Below are 17,146 nucleotides of genomic sequence, written 5' to 3'. Positions count from 1 at the left end.
AATGACCGGAACACTATTCATCGACAATATTGCCATCAACAATCTTGTCATCAACAATCTGGCAGGGCTGCTGATCATTACCTCGCTGCTGGTAATTATCGTGAAGAGACCCGCCACTTCAGCGCTGTTTTATGCTTTGCAGTCACTGGTTTTGGTACTGATTTTCCTGGTGTTGGCTGAAACACTCAACGCCCATGAGTTGTACCTGTGGTCGTTAACCGCCTTTATCACCAAGGTGCTGCTGGTGCCGTGGATTATGTACCGCGCCTTTCGCCAGATGGAGGACCCCAAAGCCAATGGCGGGGTGATTGGCACTGCCAGCCTGATTTTTATCGCCGCCATCATCATCTTGCTGAGCTACTTCGTGGTCGAGCCGGTGCAGTTGCCGATGGTCAGCGCCCTGAAACCGGCACTGGCGGTATCACTGGGGCACTTCCTGATTGGCCTGCTCTGTATCGTCACCCAGCGCAATATTCTGAAAAATATCTTTGGCTACTGCCTGATGGAGAATGGCGCGCATTTGATGCTGGCGCTGCTGGCCTTTCGCGCACCGGAGCTGGTCGAGATTGGCATTGCCACCGATGCCATCTTCGCGGTGGTGGTGATGACGTTTATGGCGCGCAAGATCTACCGCACGCTGCACACGCTGGATGTTAAACAACTGACGGCGCTAAAGGGGTAATGAAATGAGCAATACTGACCTGCTGTTGTTACTGCTGGCGATACCTCTGATAGCCTCACTGCTGGCCTTTGCCTGTCGCGCCCTGGGCAGTGCCGCCCGCATGTCTTCCACTTGGGTGCATTTTATCGGCATCAGTTTGCTGCTGCTGGTGGCCTTAACGCTGGTGTGTCGGGTGGCCCTCGGCGGGGAGATTCTGGCGGCTCACCACTGGCTGCATATCGACAGCCTCAGTGCACTATTTCTCGCCATTCTGGGCATTATCGGTTTTATCACCGGCCTCTACTCGCTCGGCTATATGCGCCATGAAGTGAATAACGGCGAAATTACCGTCGGCACACTGTGCAACTATTATGGTTTCTTCCATCTGTTCCTGTTCACCATGCTGCTGGTGGTCACCAGTAATAACCTGATCCTGATGTGGGTGGGCATTGAAGCCACCACCCTCAGTTCGGCCTTTTTGGTGGGGTTATATGGTCAGCGATCCTCGCTGGAAGCGGCCTGGAAGTACATTATTATCTGTACCGTGGGGGTGGCGTTTGGGCTGTACGGCACGGTGCTGGTGTACGCCAATGCCGCCAATGTGCTGGCAGATCCCGGTAGTGCCATTTTCTGGACGGTGGTCGCTGAACACGCCAAAGAGCTAGATCCCAGCCTGATGCATCTGGCGTTTGTCTTTATCCTGATTGGCTTTGGCACCAAAACCGGGCTGTTCCCGATGCACTCATGGCTACCGGATGCCCACAGCGAAGCGCCCAGCCCCACTAGTGCGCTGCTATCTGCGGTGCTGCTCAACTGCGCCCTGCTGGTGATCATCCGCTATTACATCATTATCAGCACCGCTATCGGGCCGCACTTCCCGCAAATGCTGCTATTGGTGTTCGGCATGATGTCGGTTGCCGTCTCCGCGCTCTTTATTCTGGCGCAGCGCGACATGAAACGCCTGCTGGCCTACTCCAGCGTCGAGAATATGGGGCTGATTGCCGTGGCACTGGGGATTGGTGGCCCGCTGGGGGTAGTGGCCGCGCTGTTCCACACCTTAAATCACAGTCTGGCAAAAACCTTGCTGTTCTGTGGCTCCGGTAATGTGCTGCTAAAATATGGCACGCGGGATATGGGGGTGATTAAAGGCATTATCCGCGTCGCTCCCCTCACCGCAGTGTTACTGGCCGGTGGCGCACTGGCGCTGGCGGGGATGCCGCCATTTAGCCTATTTATCAGCGAATTTATGCTGGTAGCCGCCGCCATTAAAGCCGGCCATCTCTGGCTGGTGATTGTGCTGTTGTTGCTGCTGACACTGGTGCTGGCCGGATTGGTGCGCATGATTGCCAGCACGGTGCTGGGCACCCCGCCACCTGCGGTCAGCAAAGGTGAGCTGGGGATCCTCACCACTGCGCCGATGGTGATTTTACTGCTGCTGATGCTGCTCCTCGGGGTGCATATTCCCTCGCCAGTGACCCGTTTACTCACCGATGCGGCACAGATTGTTCTCAAAAGTGACAGCAGCGCCCCCCTTGAGCAGCCCTTTATGTTGCCGTGGCAATCGCGCGCCACAATAACAGCAATTTCTCCGGCTCAACCGGCCCCTTCCGGCGCAGATACCCATACCGCCCTGCAACTTACCCCGACACGTCAGGAGATGTAACGTGACTCACGAAACGCCCATTTCAGCCAATACGGTTTCAGGTCAGCCGCTGCCAAATCAGCCACACAGCGGTGAAAAGTTGGGGGCCGCCTATGTCGCCCGCCTGCGTGAACAATTTCCGGCGGCAATCCTCGATGAGGAGTGGCAGACCCACGACCAACTGACCATTACCATTAAGCTAAACAGCCTGCCGGAGGTGGTGGAGCACCTCTATTACCAGCAAGGTGGCTGGCTGTCGGTGCTGTTCGGCAATGATGAGCGCAGCTTGAATGGCTATTTTGCCATTTACTATGTGCTATCGATGGAGGGGCGCGAACAGTATGGCGCACAGACTGGAAAACGCTATGGCGACAAGTGCTGGGTGATTGTCAAAGCGCTGGTAAGCCCTGAACGGCCTGAGTTCCCGTCCGTCACACCGCGGGTTCCGGCGGCGGTTTGGGGTGAGCGCGAAGTGCGCGATATGTATGGCCTGCAACCGGTGGGTCTGCCCGATGAGCGCCGTTTAGTGCTGCCCGATGATTGGCCGGATGATCTCTATCCGCTGCGCAAAGACACCATGGATTATCGCCAGCGCCCCACACCAACCAGCGACACCGAAACCTATCGGTTTGAGAATGAAGCGGGCAGCAGTAGCCGCGTGGTGCCGATTGGCCCGATGCACATTACCTCCGACGAACCGGGTCACTTCCGCCTGTTCGTTGATGGCGAAGATATTATTGATGCCGACTACCGCCTGTTTTATGTCCATCGTGGCATGGAAAAACTGGCTGAAACCCGCATGGGCTATAACGACGTCACCTTCCTATCAGACCGTATTTGCGGCATTTGCGGCTTCACTCACAGTGTGGCCTACACCTCATCGATTGAGAATGCGCTGGGCATTATCGTGCCGCCACGGGCGCAGATGATCCGCACCATTTTGCTGGAAGTGGAGCGGCTACACAGCCATCTGCTCAATATCGGTTTGTCTTGCCACTTCGTCGGTTTCGATACCGGTTTTATGCAGTTTTTCCGTGTACGTGAAAAAGCCATGACCATCGCCGAGATGCTGACAGGGGCGCGTAAAACCTACGGTCTGAATCTGATTGGCGGGGTACGCCGCGATATCCTGAAAGCCGATCGCATTAAAACCCTACAGTTGGTGGCAGAGATGCGCGCCGATATCGGCCAGTTGGTGGATATGCTGATGAGCACTGCCAATATTGAGCAGCGCACTGTGGGTGTTGGCCTATTGGATCGAAAAATTGCCCGCGATTTCAGCCCGGTCGGCCCGATGATCCGCGCCAGTGGTTTTGCCCGCGATATGCGCCACGACCACACCTACGCCAACTATGCCAATGTGCCTAAAGAGCTGTTTAGCCTTGATGGCTGCGACGTGAACTCACGCCTGCTGGTGCGGGTGCGGGAGTTCTTTGACTCGCTGGTGATGATTGAATATGGCCTAAACCATATGCCAGGCGGCCCATTGCTGGAAGAGAGAGTCCACTATCAGCCCTACAAGTTTGCCCTCGGTTTCTCCGAAGCCCCCCGTGGCGAAGATGTGCACTGGAGCATGACCGGCGATAACCAAAAACTGTTCCGCTGGCGCTGTCGGGCCGCCACCTACGCCAATTGGCCAGTGCTGCGCTATATGCTGCGCGGCAATACCGTCTCTGACGCGCCACTGATCATCGGCAGTCTTGACCCCTGCTACTCCTGCACTGATCGGGTCACTTTGGTGGATGTGCGCAAGCAGAAATCCGTCACTGTGCCCTACAAAGAGATCGAGCGTTATGGCATCGAGCGCACCCATTCGCCGCTCAAATAGAGGGATGAATAATGTTAAAACTGTTTAAAACCATCCTGAGAGTCGGCGATACCACGGTGAAATATCCGTTTGAGCCGCTTGAGGTCAGTCACGGGTTTCGTGGCAAACCACAATATGATGCCGCACAGTGTATTGCTTGCGGCGCCTGTACCATGGCCTGCCCGGCCAATGCGCTGACCATGGAGACAGATATCGTCAGCGGGACTCGCCAGTGGCAGTTGTTCCTTGGGCGCTGTATTTTCTGCGGCCGCTGTGAAGAGGTCTGCCCGACCCGCGCGATTGTGCTGTCGCCAGAGTTTGAGCTGGCGGTGTTCAATAAAGCGGATTTATATCAACGCGCCAGCTTTACTCTCACCGATTGCCAGCAGTGTCAGAGACTTTTTGCGCCGAAAAAAGAGGTGGATTATGTCATGGCGCTGCTGATCCATTCAGGAGTGAGCGCGGAGGATGTTGAGCGGCAACGCCCCCATTTTGAAACCTGCCCTGAGTGTAAGCGCCAACACAATATCATCGGCAATAGCAATATCGCCATGAAGAGCAGTATCTCCATGAGTAACAGTATTTCCATAAATAACAGTATGATAACGAATCACCAGTGCGCAGGGGGGAGCCATCCATGAGCCAGCCACATTCATCAAAACCGGCTTGGGGGCATCATGTTAGCCAGCCGGTTGCGCTTGATCCTGCTATCGCGCAGCTAAAAAGTAAATTGCTGAAAGATATCAAACGCTCCGCCTATGTCTATCGGGTGGATTGCGGCGGCTGCAACGGCTGTGAAATTGAGATTTTCTCCTCGATTACGCCGCTATTCGACACCGAGCGTTTTGGTATCAAGGTCGTCGCCTCGCCGCGTCATGCGGATATCTTGCTGTTCACTGGAGCAGTCACCCGCGCTATGCGCAGCCCCGCGCTGCGCGCCTATCAATCGGCACCAGATCCTAAAATCTGCATCTCTTACGGTGCTTGTGGCTGCGGCGGTGGCATCTTCCACGACCTCTATTGTGTCTGGGGCGGCAGCGATACCATTGTACCAATTGATGTTTATATCCCCGGTTGCCCGCCGACACCGGCCGCCACCCTTTATGGCTTTGCGGTGGCGCTCGGCCTGCTGGAGCAAAAACTCAGGGGGGAAGAGAGTCAGGAGGCCGCTGACGAGCGGGTCGCCCTGATTCACCCTGATGCACCGCTGACACTACGTGTACTGCTGGAGCGTGAAGCACGCCGCATGGCCGGTTATCGCCACGGGCGGGAGATCACTGACCGCTTTTTGTCACTGCTGGTCAATCAGCCCTTGCCCGGGCTAGAGCAGCGCTGCCAGCGCTATCTCAGTCAGCAAGATGATCCGCGCCTGAGCGAGATATTTGCCAGCCTGCAACAGATCACGTTAATGCAACTGGCGGGGGGCCTCAGCTATGAGCGCTAAGGTGATTTTTTATGCGCTGAACCAGAAGTTTCTCGACAGTGACGATCAGATGCCCGAACAGGCGCAGCAGGTGATCTATTACTCACTGGCGATCGGCCACCATGTGGGGGTAATTGATTGCCTGAAAGCGATAATGGAGTGCCCGCTGGCCGAGTATGAGCAGTGGTTCAGCCAGTTGCCTGAGGGCGAAGCGCGCCGCAAAATGGCTGGCCTACTGAAGTTTGGTGAAATCACCATCGACAGCACCCACACCCAGTTGCTGGCGAAGGCTTTTGCGCCACTGGCGGAAGATGCCGCCTCACTCCATCGGCCCTGGAGCCAACAACTGCTGCAAACCCTGTACGATATCGAGCAGGAGCCGGCCATCTACTTAATGGTGAAACGCCGCCCATGAGCCATCTCAATGCAGTCACAAATCTAGTCTTAACCGTCGGCAACAGCATGATGGGTGATGATGGCGCAGGCCCGTTGCTGGCTGAGCGCATGAGCCAGCAGCCCTTAGCGAATTGGCAGGTGATTGATGGCGGTTCAGCGCCGGAAAACGTGGTACATCGTATCCGCGCCTTACACCCCACGCGGCTGATTATCGTGGATGCGGCGGATATGGCGTTAGCCCCGGGGGAGATTCGAATCATTGATCCCGAGCGAATTGCTGAAATGTTCATCATGAGCACCCATAATCTGCCGCTCAATTTTCTGATCGATCAGCTCAAGGAGGATATTAGTGAGGTGATTTTCGTCGGCATCCAGCCGACACTGGTCGCGTTCTACTTTCCGATGAGCGATATCGTCAAACAAGCCGTAGAAACACTCTATCAACAGCTGCCCCACTGGCAAGGTGACGGCGGTTTTACCCATCTTTAATTGAGTGACGGTGTGACGTCGTCAAATTTGCCGACGTCACACCCACCGACAGTTTCCCGCATTTCGCCCAACCGCATAAAATCCCAACAAATTCCTTATAAAACAAATAGATTTATTCACTTTCACTTCACTCATTCAACTTGGCATAAACCATGCAATATGTAGGTGAATATCGCGGTAGGGCCATGTGTCCAGACTGCTCAATTTATACCCCATCGATTTCAAGGTGCAGCCAACACACCTGCAACTTGAAAGATGAAGGGTAAGGAGATTAAACAATGAACCGGTTCATAATCGCCGACCCCAAAAAGTGCATTGGCTGCCGCACCTGTGAGGTCGCCTGTGTGCTGGCACACAATGGTGGCCGGCTGGAGGCCATGACCAAGGCCAATTTCGCTCCACGGCTGAAAGTGGTTAAAGGGTTGAATGTCAGTACCGCCATTATGTGTCGTCACTGCGAAGACGCGCCCTGTGCCAATGTTTGCCCGAACGGCGCGATTGTGCGAGCGGCTGACAGCATTCAGGTGCTGCAAGAGAAGTGCATTGGCTGCAAAACCTGCGTCGTTGCCTGCCCGTACGGTGCCATGAATGTGGTGACCAAACAGGTCGAAGTGATGTTCAACGGCCTCTCGCAGGGTTTTTGCCTCAAAGCCGAAGCGCAGAAATGTGACCTGTGCGAAGGGCGCGCTGCAGGACCGGCCTGTGTTTCTGTCTGCCCAACTCAAGCGCTACATATGATTGGCCGCGACACCCTGCAAGCCATGCTGCGCAAAAAACAGATGCGCGCCGCGCTGGATGAAGCCAACGAGATGAACTTCTAAGCCGATACTGCGGCTTCAAGAACGAAGGATAATTAATTATGCACAAGGCACTCACTGTTTGTCCTTACTGCGGCTCTGGCTGCAAAATCAACTTATTGGTTGAAAACGGCAAAGTCGTCGGCGCACAGGGCGCTAATGGGGTCACCAATCAAGGTGAACTCTGCCTAAAAGGCTACTACGGCTGGGATTTTCTCAATGATACCAAGCTACTGACGCCACGGCTGAAACAGCCGATGATCCGTCGCCAAAAAGGCGGCACACTGGAAGCGGTCTCTTGGGATGAGGCCATCGAGTTCGCCAGTAGCAAGTTGCGGGCGATTAAAGAGAAATATGGCCCGGAAGCCATTATGCACACCGGCTCATCCCGTGGGCCGGGCAATGAAACCAACTATGTGATGCAAAAATTTGCCCGCGCAGTGACCGGCAACAACAACATTGACTGCTGCGCCCGTGTTTGCCACGGCCCGTCAGTGGCGGGTTTGCAAGTGACACTGGGCAATGGCGCGATGAGCAACTCAATCTGCGAGATTGAAGAGACCAAATGCATTTTGGTATTTGGCTACAACGCCGCCGACCCCCACCCGATAGTCGCCCGCCGTATCCTCAAAGCCAAAGAAAAAGGGGCGAAAGTAATTGTTTGCGATCCGCGCCATATCGAAACAGCGCGTATAGCGGATTTGTGGCTGCCACTGAACAACGGTTCAAATATGGCGCTGGTTAATGCCTTTGCCAACGTGTTGATAAGTGAAGAGTTATACGATAAAGATTATGTCTCGCGCTATACCGAAGGTTTCGACGAATATCGCGAAATTGTCGCTAAATACACCCCTGAGTATGTCGAGGGTATCACTGGCCTGCCAGCGCAGACTATCCGCGAAGCAATGCGCATCTATGCCGCCGCGCCATCTGCCACCATTTTGTGGGGCATGGGCGTGACCCAATGGGGTCAGGGCGTGGATGTGGTTAAGGGATTATCAGGATTGGCGCTACTGACCGGCAACCTCGGTCGCCCGAATGTGGGTGTCGGCCCGGTACGTGGGCAGAATAACGTGCAAGGTGCCTGTGACATGGGCGCTCTGCCCAATATGTATCCCGGCTACCAGCCCGTTACCGATCCCGCCACACTGGAGAAGTTTGCCAAAGCCTGGGGCGTCCCCTCCCTGTCCGGCAAAATCGGCTACTCATTGACCGATGTGCCGCACAAAGTGAAAGAGGGCAAAATCAAAGCCAACTACGTGATGGGCGAAGATCCGCTGCAAACGGAGCCAGACCTTTCGATGATGCGCGAAGCCTTCAGCGAGCTGGAGCTGCTGATTGTGCAGGATATCTTTATGACCAAAACCGCCGCCGAGGCGGATGTGATTTTCCCTGCCACTTCATGGGGCGAACATGAGGGGGTCTACTCCGCCGCCGACCGGGGTTTCCAGCGCTTTGAAAAAGCGGTTGATGCTCAGGGTGACGTGAAACCGGATTGGGAGATCATCAGTCTGATGGCGACCGCCCTCGGCTATCCGATGAAATATCACAATACCAAAGAGATTTGGGACGAGCTGCGCGAACTCTGCCCGCTCTATTACGGCGCAACCTACGAGAAAATGGCTGGATTGGGCTATATCCCGTGGCCATGTACTACCGAGGATAGCCCCGGTACGCCGTGGTTATATGCCGATAATAAGTTTGACCGCCCCGGCGGTAAAGGATTGCTGTTTGCCAGCGAGTGGCGGGCACCAATGGAGCAGGTTGATGAGGATTACCCACTGGTGCTTTGTACCGTGCGCGAAGTGGGCCACTACTCTTGCCGCTCAATGACCGGTAACTGTTCGGCGCTGCAAACATTAGCCGATGAGCCGGGTTATGTGCAAATCAGTCCGCAGGATGCAGAGAAACTGCATTTGCGGGATCAACAGCTGGTCTGGGTTGAGTCGCGGCGCGGCAAAGTGATCACGCGGGTTTCCGTCAGTGAGCGCATTAATGTTGGCGCGATATATATGACTTACCAGTGGTGGATTGGTGCCTGTAATGAGTTGACCTTGGACCATCTTGATCCTATCTCTAAAACACCAGAGTACAAGTATTGCGCGGTGAAACTGGAGGCAATTTCGGATCAGGGCTGGGCGGAGAATTATGTCCAACAGGAGTATAGCCAGTTAAAAGCGCGGTTAAGTAGAGCAGCCGCCGTTAATTGAAATAGTGATGACTCACTACACGGCGTATAAGCTGTAGTGAGTCAAAGATTGACCACGCCCTGGAGCAGTTCGGCGACTTACGCCGCTAGGATCCCAACGGCGTGTTCCCCCTTGATTCAACTTTATTGGTTATCAGCCCGGAGAAAAATAGATTTACTCAGCCATTCCATCCTCTTCTTCAATACTTTTTACTGATATTCCTAATCGTTGCATACGGGATAACAAGGTGGTGCGTTTTAACCCCAGTTTGATTGCCGCTCCTTTTGCGCCAGCGACCACACCGTTGGTCTCCCGTAATACGCGAATAATGCGTGCACGTTCAGACTCTGAAAATTCCGGCTCTTCGCTTTCAGGTAATAGCGTTTTACGAACGGCCCGTTCCGCTGCGGGTTTGGCGACCTCTAACGGCGATAAATGATATTCCAACTCTTGTAACTGTAAATTCAGCGTGGTGCCTCGACTGAGAATTACCGCTCGCTCAATTACATTCTCCAGTTCGCGAATATTCCCCGGCCAGGGTAAACGACTCAGTAAACGTAATGTTTCACTGGGAATAGTATCGATGACGCGATTCATGCGTTTGGCTATTTTCTTAGTGAAAAATTTCACCAGCAGGGGGATATCTTCTGGCCGCTCGCGTAGCGGGGGGATCACAATAGGAAAAACATTGAGTCGATAGTAGAGATCACTGCGATATTCGCGATTGACCATCATCAATTTTAAGTCACGATTAGTTGCTGCAATCAGCCGAACATCCACCGGAATAATTTTACTGCCCCCCAAACGCTCTATTTCCCGCTCTTGTAATACCCGCAGGAGTTTCGGTTGCAGCTCCAGGGGAATATCCCCGACCTCATCGAGAAAGAGTGTACCGCCATCGGCCATCTCAAATCGGCCAATACGCTGTGATGACGCGCCGGTATATGCCCCCTTTTCATGACCAAACAGATCACTCTCCATTAATCCGGAGGGGATCGCCGCACAGTTCATTTTCACCATGCGCTTATTCTTACGCTGGCTTAAATTATGGATCGCGCGGGCGATTAACTCTTTACCGGTGCCGGTTTCGCCGAGGATCAGCACCGTGCAATCACTGGACGCCACCATTTCGACTTGTTCCAGCACCGCTTTAATACCAGCACTATGACCAATTATTTCGCCAAACTCCTCATTATGAATAATCTGATCCGTTAGATAGAGATTCTCATTTACCAGTGAGTCTTTCAGACGGCTAATTTCGTTATAAGCTAAGGCATTGTCGACTGCAATAGCAATGCGGGCGGCGATTTGCCGTAATAGTTTGAGATTGCTGTCGGTGAAAATATCACTCTGACATTGCGCCAGTGTTAATATGCCCAGCATCTTATGGCCAAAAAAGAGTGGCAGTAGGCAAACCACCTGCAAACCCTCATCCAGCATATTCGCCAATTGTTTATCTTCGGGGGCCAGGAGAGAAATATCCGCCAGATTAACCAGCAATAATTCCCGACGGTGTAAAACTTGTCCGGCTAAGGTGCCGGTGATATCCATCCTAGCTTGCTGATGCTGCACTGTTTTACCCGTTTGGTAGCGGGCCGAAAAGAGATGCAGTTTATTTTTATCGTCTTGGCTGCCACATATCGCCAGACTGATATAATCGATATTGAAAAAGCGGTGTATCTCTTTCGAAACCTCGGCCGCTAAGACATCCAATTCCAATTTAGAAATAACCGTATTAGTGACATCCACTAATATTCGGTAGTGATCCCGTTCAAAACGCAGTTTTTCACGTTCAGAAAATGCCCGATTTATTTCAGAGATATTATCAACCGCAATGGCGACCACATCAGCCAATAATCCCAGAAAAGTCATCGCCTGCTCATCGAATTCACTGTCGTCAGTCTTAATAAACTCAACACAACCTGACCAGTGATTATCATGGCCCAAGGGAAAATGACAGCCTGCATGTAGCCGCTGATAAGGTCCCAAATTACAGACAGACCCAAACTCCCTTTGCATACGCTGATGATCACTCTGCAAAGGTATTTGTTGCTGCCATGCCAGAGCACCGGGGCCTTCAGCAAACAGGATATTCTGCGACCCCGTGACTATATGGGTGGCATCATCATGGGTATAAAGAGTTATTTGGTTATACAGCGGATTAAGCAGCAATAAATTAACACGTTGAAAACGCACTACCGAAAAAGAGAGTTTTTTTAGCTCATTAACTAACTCGGTGATATCTCGGAGTAATAATAATTTTTTCGATACCGTGAATAGTGTATCTTGCCAAACCTGAGCCAATGTGGGACGGGGTAGTTTTTTTGCGCTATCCATATATTCCCAAAGTCATTAAGCCCAAAAATAGATGGTGGATACTTTAAGGTATTGAAATAAAGAAATATATATTAACCCGCGATAAGCTTGATCTGGGTTAATAAACAGTTTCATCAGAATTTATTGTTCTCCCCGCCTATTGAAATCACTTCTCATTTACATCAAAAAGAAAAAAACCAGTCCGGATACTCCCAGACTGGCTTTCATTTTTATCGTGACTTTACGGCCAATAATCGATTATTTCTTCTTCGCGTATTTCAGTGAGTCCAGTGCTACTGCAAAGATAATGATCGCACCCTTGATAATGTATTGCCAGTAAGGGTTCACGCCGATATAAGTCAGCCCGTAGTTAATGACGGTAAAGATAATAACCCCAGTCACCACGCCGATAACCGTACCGACACCACCGCTGAAGGAGACGCCGCCTACCACACAAGCCGCGATCGCATCTAGCTCATACATAAACCCGAGGTTGTTGGTCGCACTACCGATACGACCAGCTTCCAACATCCCGCCGAATGCATAGAACACACCGGACAAGGCGTAAATCATGATTAAGTTCAGTGGCACATTCACACCAGAAACTTTTGCCGCTTCTGGGTTGCCGCCGATGGCAAAGATATTTTTGCCAAAGCGAGTTTTGTTCCACAATACCCAAACAAAGCCGATAGCAATGAGCGCATAGAAGGTAATGTAGGAGAGTTTGAAATCACCAAACCGTAAGAATCCTTGCGCAAAGGTTGAGAATGCAGGGTCAAAGCCCGCAATTGGTGATGCGCCAACAAAGTCGTAATATAGGGAGTTAATACCGTAAACAATAATCATCGTACCCAATGTGGTAATAAAGGGAGTCACATTCAGATAAGCGATGATAATACCGTTGACCAGACCAATAATCGCACCAATCAGACAGACGGTTAAGATAACAATTGGGATGGGTACAGTCTGTAAATCAGGGAAAACTTTATTAACGTTGTCCATGGCTTGCAGCATAGTTGCAGCAACTACCGCCGCCAAACCTACCTGACGACCGGCTGACAGGTCCGTCCCTTGAGTCACAATCAGACCCGCTACACCCAGTGCGATAATAATACGCACGGAAGATTGGGTCAGAATATTACTTAAGTTCATCAGGCTTAAAAATGTCGGGTCCTTGACAATAATTATTGCCAGCAATACGAATAACACGACGTAAATCCCGCTCTCTTTAAGGTAAGTGAGCATACTTTTCTTATTTAACGCATTCATAATAAGAACCTTCGACTAGATTAGAGATGCAAGGATGCAAGGCGTAATATTTCATTTTGCGTGGTTTGTTTGGTTTCAACAATTCCTGCAACCTGACCATTACTCATTACCAAAATTCTGTCAGTGATCCCTAATAGCTCAGGCATTTCAGAGGAGATAATAATGATCCCTTTGTTTTTCTTCGCTAGTTCAGTCATTAACTGATAGATTTCAAACTTCGCACCGACATCAATCCCCCGAGTCGGCTCATCCAACATTAATATTTCTGGTTGAGTCAGTAGCCAACGGCCAATAATTACTTTCTGCTGATTACCACCCGATAAAGAACCAATACTGGTACGGTGACCCGGCGTTTTTACTCGCATCGCATCGATAACCCATTGGGTATCGCTCTTCATGCGCGTATTATCCAGCAGCCCAAATTTATTTTTATAGTTACGAATATTAGAGATTAGGGAATTAAAACCCACATCGAGATAAGCGTAAATCCCGGTTGACCGGCGCTCTTCAGTCACCAGTGCAAATCCATGATTAATGGCTTCATTAGCACTGTGGTTATTAATATTTTTGCCATGTAACTTAATGGTTCCGGATACTTTTTCGCGGATACCAAATAAGGTTTCAACGATATCAGTACGTTTTGCTCCCACCAGCCCGGCAATACCCAAGATCTCGCCTTTATGCAAATCAAAGGAGATATCACGGATAGAGGGTTGGCGTAGCGAGGTCAAATTCTTCACTTCCAGAATGACTTCACCGGGCGTATTCAGGCGATCAGGGAAACGTTGGCTCAGTGAGCGCCCCACCATCATAGAGATTATCTGATCCATGGTCAGCCCTTCCAGCGGCTGAGTGGTAATCCACTGACCATCACGTAATATCGTGATTTCGTCGCACAGCTGGAATATCTCTTCCATTTTGTGGGAGATATAAACAATTCCGCAGCCACGCTCTTTTAATTTGCGGATAATCGTAAAGAGGTGATTAACTTCTTTCTCTGTCAATGAGGACGTCGGCTCATCCATAATGACGATTTTGGCATTGTAGGAGAATGCTTTGGCTATCTCGATCATTTGCATTTGCGATACTGATAACGTGGCAACTTTATCGCGAGGATCAATATCAATATCCAATTCATCGAAGATGGCTTTGGTATCTTTGTACATTTTATCTTGATCGACAAAGAAACCTTTAGTTGGGTAACGACCCAGCCACATGTTGTCCATCACTGTACGTTGTAACACCAGGTTTAATTCCTGATGTACCATAGAGACACCATGCTCTAATGCTTCTTTCGAACTTTTAAACTCTATTTCTTGCCCCTGAAAGATGATACTTCCGGAGTCTTTTTTATAGATACCAAATAGACATTTTAATAACGTCGACTTACCGGCACCATTTTCTCCCATTAATGCATGGATTGAATTTGGCCGCACTTTAAGATTTACGTTATCTAACGCCTTTACACCCGGAAATGATTTATTGATATTACTCATTTCCAGCAACCACTCGCGGGGTTGTGCTGTATTAATATCGGCCATAGTTATACCTGGCTAAGAACCGCCACCGACTTGCTGGGTATATTCCCACCCACCAATAAGTGCGCACTCTAAAATAGGGATCAATGCAACAAAAAAACCTTCAGCCCCGGTGCCAGACTCCGTATACCGAATTCTCGGTGTCGGGGCCAGAAGGTTAATGACTTTCCACCCTTAATACTTGGGTGTATATCTTGTATCGCTTGTTATTTAGTAAACTGAGACAAGTTATCTTTATCAACACCGACATACGGAATACGGACGATTTTATTGTCGATTTTCCAGGTCGTGCCTTCAGCGGCAGGTTTACCGGCAGCCAGGTTTTTAGCCAGATCAAATGTCGCTTTAGCCTGATTGTTGGCATCGTTCAACACAGTACCGGCCATTTGACCTGATTTCACCATCGCTAACGCTTCTGGCAAGGCATCAACACCGAACACTGGAACGCTGGTTTTGTTGTGCGCTTTCAAGGCTTCGACTGCGCCCATTGCCATCGCATCGTTGTTGGCAATAACCACTTCGATTTTGTTTGCGTTAGGGCCAGATAACCATGCATCCATCTTATCTTTGGCCTGCGCGGTATCCCACATTGCGGTATCTAACTGTAACTGTTGAGTAGGAATACCTTTTTCATTCAATGTCTTAATCACGTAGGTGGTACGCGCTTCAGCATCTGGATGACCCGGTTCGCCTTTCAGCAACACAAATTGAATTTTGCCGTCTTTATTCAGATCCCATGCTGGGTTGGCTTGCCAGTGTTTAGCAATCAACTCACCCTGAATCACACCGGACTCTTTAGAGTCAGTACCCACATAGTAAGCTTTGTCATAGCTATCCAAGGCCTTACGTGAAGGTTCTTTGTTATAAAACACAATCGGTACATCGTTTGCGCGGGCTTTATCGATAACCACAGGTGCTGCTGCTGGGTCAACCAGGTTAATTGCCAGCGCTTTTACACCCTTAGCCAGCAACACGTCGATTTGATCGTTTTGCTTGGACTGGTCATTCTGCGAGTCATTCATCAGTAAGGTAACGTCAGGAGATGCTTTAGCATCTTTCTCTATCGCTTTACGGACCACGGACATAAAGTTGTCATCATATTTATAGATGGTGACACCAATACGGGTATCAGCTTGAGCAGCCGCGCCAAATAACATGCTGGCAGCCAGGGTTGCTAATGTGAAAACCTTCTTATTCATTTGTATCTCCGGGTTTATGTAGGGTAGTACAGGGTGATAACACCATCGCCTAACGAGAGAAAAACTGTCGTCAAACGGCTGACACTGAATATTTATCGTCCTTGAGCGCACTCCACTCCGAAAAAGCCGCCTGAGTCGTCATAAACCATGTCATTTACAAACAAGTTGTTTGCGGAACACATGCCTGTAAATCGCTATTCTAAAACCCGCTACCGTCTGTTTTTTTATCCGGTAACCGATGACATATTGATACATTCAGGTAGAAAACAGCTAGAGCATAGACGGCTCGTTGTTAAGAATCTGTGAATTTTCTCACAGATTGAAAACGGTTACACAAGAATAAATACTCAACTAGTGAGCGACCCCACAAATTGCGACAGAATGCCGTGGCACCAACGTCGGGGTAAAACAGTAGGTCGCCTGAGGATCTAGGGGGCGGCTGGCACCTTCCAGAGCCAGTTCTGTGGCTAAAGTTGCCATAGAAACAATCGGATAGCGGATTGTGCTGAGTTTGGGGCTGGTATAGCGAGCAATGGGGATGTCATCAAAGCCCACCAGCGAGAACTGCTCAGGGACACTGATACCGTTCTCTTTCAGTGCAGCCAATGCACCAGCAGCCATTGAGTCGTTATAGGCGAACACCGCACTGAGCTGTAAATTGCGCCCCAACAAGTCAATCATGGCACGCTCTCCCCCTGCCAAATCTGGCGTACCATAGGCGCGCCAACTGTCTAGAGCAGTGATACCGGCAGTCTCAAGTGCATTCAGGTAGCCGGTCTGGCGCTGCATGACATCATCAATGGGGTGATTTGAACCGAGGAAACCAATACGCTGATGACCCTGTTTGAGCAACAACCGACACGCCATTTGCGCACCGCTAACATTGTCTAATCCGACACAGCGATGCTCAAAACCAGGAATAATTCGATTAATCAGAACCATGCCGGGAACTTGCTCTAAAAAGCCGATTAATTCGCCGTTACTCAATGCCTTAGCGTGCACAACCAACGAATTACACCGCTGACGGAGTAGCACCTCAATGGCATGGCGCTCTTTATCGGCCTGATGGTAACTATTGCCGATCAACACATATTTTTGGTGCCGTTGAGCAACCGTGTCTACCGCTTTCACCAAGGCACCAAAAAAGGGATCAGAGACATCCATGACCACCACACCAACTGTGTCGCTGCTTTGTGTCGCCAGCGCCTGTGCATTGGCATTCGGGCGGTAGCCCAGTTCAGACACCGCTTTCAGCACCGCGGCACGGGTTTCTGGCCGGATAGCCGCGCTATTATTGAGAACTCGGGATACCGTCGCCAGCGAAACACCAGCCCGTGAGGCCACATCGCGAATGGTAATACTGTTGCCAGATGAATGCAGAGCGGCCATGACCTTATCCTATCAATCAGTCACCATGCGC

14 protein-coding genes are annotated in these 17,146 nt (G+C 50.8%); 9 read left to right on the top strand and 5 right to left on the bottom strand.

Annotation, left to right across the window (positions count from 1 at the left end):
* The first annotated feature begins 1 nt into the window (after position 1).
* The 9 genes from hyfE to fdhF all read left to right on the top strand — a co-directional run bounded on the left by hyfE (position 2) and on the right by fdhF (position 9,425).
* Positions 2-682 carry a hydrogenase 4 membrane subunit gene (gene hyfE / locus AACW11_RS17020; RefSeq protein ID WP_212584893.1) on the top strand — a complete coding sequence of 227 codons (681 nt, stop codon included), beginning with the start codon at positions 2-4 and terminating at the stop codon, positions 680-682.
* 4 nt (positions 683-686) lie between these two features.
* A complete protein-coding gene (locus AACW11_RS17015) occupies positions 687-2,324 on the top strand; it encodes a hydrogenase 4 subunit F (RefSeq protein ID WP_212584892.1) in 1,638 nt (545 codons plus the stop codon).
* Position 2,325: 1 nt separating this feature from the next.
* The gene (locus AACW11_RS17010; RefSeq protein ID WP_339379068.1) at positions 2,326-4,131 is read left to right on the top strand and encodes a hydrogenase large subunit; all 1,806 of its coding nucleotides are present in this window, start codon (positions 2,326-2,328) and stop codon (positions 4,129-4,131) included.
* An 11-nt stretch (positions 4,132-4,142) separates the two neighbouring features.
* Positions 4,143-4,751 carry a hydrogenase 4 subunit H gene (hyfH, locus tag AACW11_RS17005; protein WP_212584891.1) on the top strand — a complete coding sequence of 203 codons (609 nt, stop codon included), beginning with the start codon at positions 4,143-4,145 and terminating at the stop codon, positions 4,749-4,751.
* On the top strand, positions 4,748-5,554 hold the full coding sequence (gene nuoB, locus AACW11_RS17000) for an NADH-quinone oxidoreductase subunit B family protein (RefSeq protein WP_054872897.1): 807 nt from the start codon (positions 4,748-4,750) through the stop codon (positions 5,552-5,554). The genes hyfH and nuoB overlap by 4 nt, the downstream gene beginning before the upstream one ends.
* Positions 5,544-5,948 (top strand): formate hydrogenlyase maturation HycH family protein, encoded by a 405-nt coding sequence (locus AACW11_RS16995; RefSeq protein ID WP_032897695.1) that lies wholly within the window; start codon positions 5,544-5,546, stop codon positions 5,946-5,948. Before nuoB ends, AACW11_RS16995 begins: the two co-directional genes overlap by 11 nt.
* Positions 5,945-6,418, top strand: coding sequence for a hydrogenase maturation peptidase HycI (gene hycI, locus AACW11_RS16990; protein WP_054872896.1), 474 nt, complete (start codon positions 5,945-5,947; stop codon positions 6,416-6,418). The genes AACW11_RS16995 and hycI overlap by 4 nt, the downstream gene beginning before the upstream one ends.
* Before the next feature lie 278 nt (positions 6,419-6,696).
* Positions 6,697-7,239 carry a 4Fe-4S dicluster domain-containing protein gene (locus tag AACW11_RS16985; protein ID WP_212584890.1) on the top strand — a complete coding sequence of 181 codons (543 nt, stop codon included), beginning with the start codon at positions 6,697-6,699 and terminating at the stop codon, positions 7,237-7,239.
* A gap of 38 nt (positions 7,240-7,277) precedes the next feature.
* On the top strand, positions 7,278-9,425 hold the full coding sequence (gene fdhF, locus AACW11_RS16980; RefSeq protein WP_212584889.1) for a formate dehydrogenase subunit alpha: 2,148 nt from the start codon (positions 7,278-7,280) through the stop codon (positions 9,423-9,425).
* A gap of 153 nt (positions 9,426-9,578) precedes the next feature.
* Here the strand turns inward: fdhF and flhA are convergent, their stop codons facing one another.
* The 5 genes from flhA to galS form a co-directional block, all read right to left on the bottom strand.
* Positions 9,579-11,741, bottom strand: coding sequence for a formate hydrogenlyase transcriptional activator FlhA (gene flhA / locus AACW11_RS16975; RefSeq protein ID WP_212584888.1), 2,163 nt, complete (start codon positions 11,739-11,741; stop codon positions 9,579-9,581).
* 237 nt (positions 11,742-11,978) lie between these two features.
* Complete coding sequence (mglC, locus tag AACW11_RS16970; RefSeq protein WP_004388732.1) at positions 11,979-12,989, bottom strand: galactose/methyl galactoside ABC transporter permease MglC; 1,011 nt, start codon at positions 12,987-12,989, stop codon at positions 11,979-11,981.
* A 20-nt stretch (positions 12,990-13,009) separates the two neighbouring features.
* Positions 13,010-14,530, bottom strand: a complete 1,521-nt coding sequence (gene mglA / locus AACW11_RS16965) for a galactose/methyl galactoside ABC transporter ATP-binding protein MglA (protein WP_212584887.1) — start codon at positions 14,528-14,530, stop codon at positions 13,010-13,012.
* Positions 14,531-14,733: 203 nt separating this feature from the next.
* Positions 14,734-15,726 (bottom strand): galactose/glucose ABC transporter substrate-binding protein MglB, encoded by a 993-nt coding sequence (gene mglB / locus AACW11_RS16960; protein WP_212584886.1) that lies wholly within the window; start codon positions 15,724-15,726, stop codon positions 14,734-14,736.
* A gap of 351 nt (positions 15,727-16,077) precedes the next feature.
* On the bottom strand, positions 16,078-17,115 hold the full coding sequence (gene galS, locus AACW11_RS16955) for an HTH-type transcriptional regulator GalS (protein ID WP_212584885.1): 1,038 nt from the start codon (positions 17,113-17,115) through the stop codon (positions 16,078-16,080).
* Positions 17,116-17,146 lie beyond the last annotated feature (31 nt).

The organism is Yersinia sp. Marseille-Q3913, from assembly GCF_963892745.1.
In the GTDB taxonomy this organism is placed as follows: domain Bacteria; phylum Pseudomonadota; class Gammaproteobacteria; order Enterobacterales; family Enterobacteriaceae; genus Yersinia; species Yersinia bercovieri.
Note: the sequence above shows the minus strand (reverse complement) of the source record. Positions and strands in the feature narration are given on the sequence as shown.

Excerpts from the sequence above, each read along its gene's own strand:
- mglB (WP_212584886.1), bottom strand. The coding sequence starts at position 15,726 with ATGAATAAGAAGGTTTTCACATTAGCAACCCTGGCTGCCAGCATGTTA.
- AACW11_RS17015 (WP_212584892.1), top strand. The coding sequence starts at position 687 with ATGAGCAATACTGACCTGCTGTTGTTACTGCTGGCGATACCTCTGATA.
- AACW11_RS16985 (WP_212584890.1), top strand. The coding sequence starts at position 6,697 with ATGAACCGGTTCATAATCGCCGACCCCAAAAAGTGCATTGGCTGCCGC.
- hyfH (WP_212584891.1), top strand. The coding sequence starts at position 4,143 with ATGTTAAAACTGTTTAAAACCATCCTGAGAGTCGGCGATACCACGGTG.
- hycI (WP_054872896.1), top strand. The coding sequence starts at position 5,945 with ATGAGCCATCTCAATGCAGTCACAAATCTAGTCTTAACCGTCGGCAAC.
- galS (WP_212584885.1), bottom strand. The coding sequence starts at position 17,115 with ATGGCCGCTCTGCATTCATCTGGCAACAGTATTACCATTCGCGATGTG.
- flhA (WP_212584888.1), bottom strand. The coding sequence starts at position 11,741 with ATGGATAGCGCAAAAAAACTACCCCGTCCCACATTGGCTCAGGTTTGG.
- mglA (WP_212584887.1), bottom strand. The coding sequence starts at position 14,530 with ATGGCCGATATTAATACAGCACAACCCCGCGAGTGGTTGCTGGAAATG.
- AACW11_RS16995 (WP_032897695.1), top strand. The coding sequence starts at position 5,544 with ATGAGCGCTAAGGTGATTTTTTATGCGCTGAACCAGAAGTTTCTCGAC.
- hyfE (WP_212584893.1), top strand. The coding sequence starts at position 2 with ATGACCGGAACACTATTCATCGACAATATTGCCATCAACAATCTTGTC.
- fdhF (WP_212584889.1), top strand. The coding sequence starts at position 7,278 with ATGCACAAGGCACTCACTGTTTGTCCTTACTGCGGCTCTGGCTGCAAA.
- nuoB (WP_054872897.1), top strand. The coding sequence starts at position 4,748 with ATGAGCCAGCCACATTCATCAAAACCGGCTTGGGGGCATCATGTTAGC.
- mglC (WP_004388732.1), bottom strand. The coding sequence starts at position 12,989 with ATGAATGCGTTAAATAAGAAAAGTATGCTCACTTACCTTAAAGAGAGC.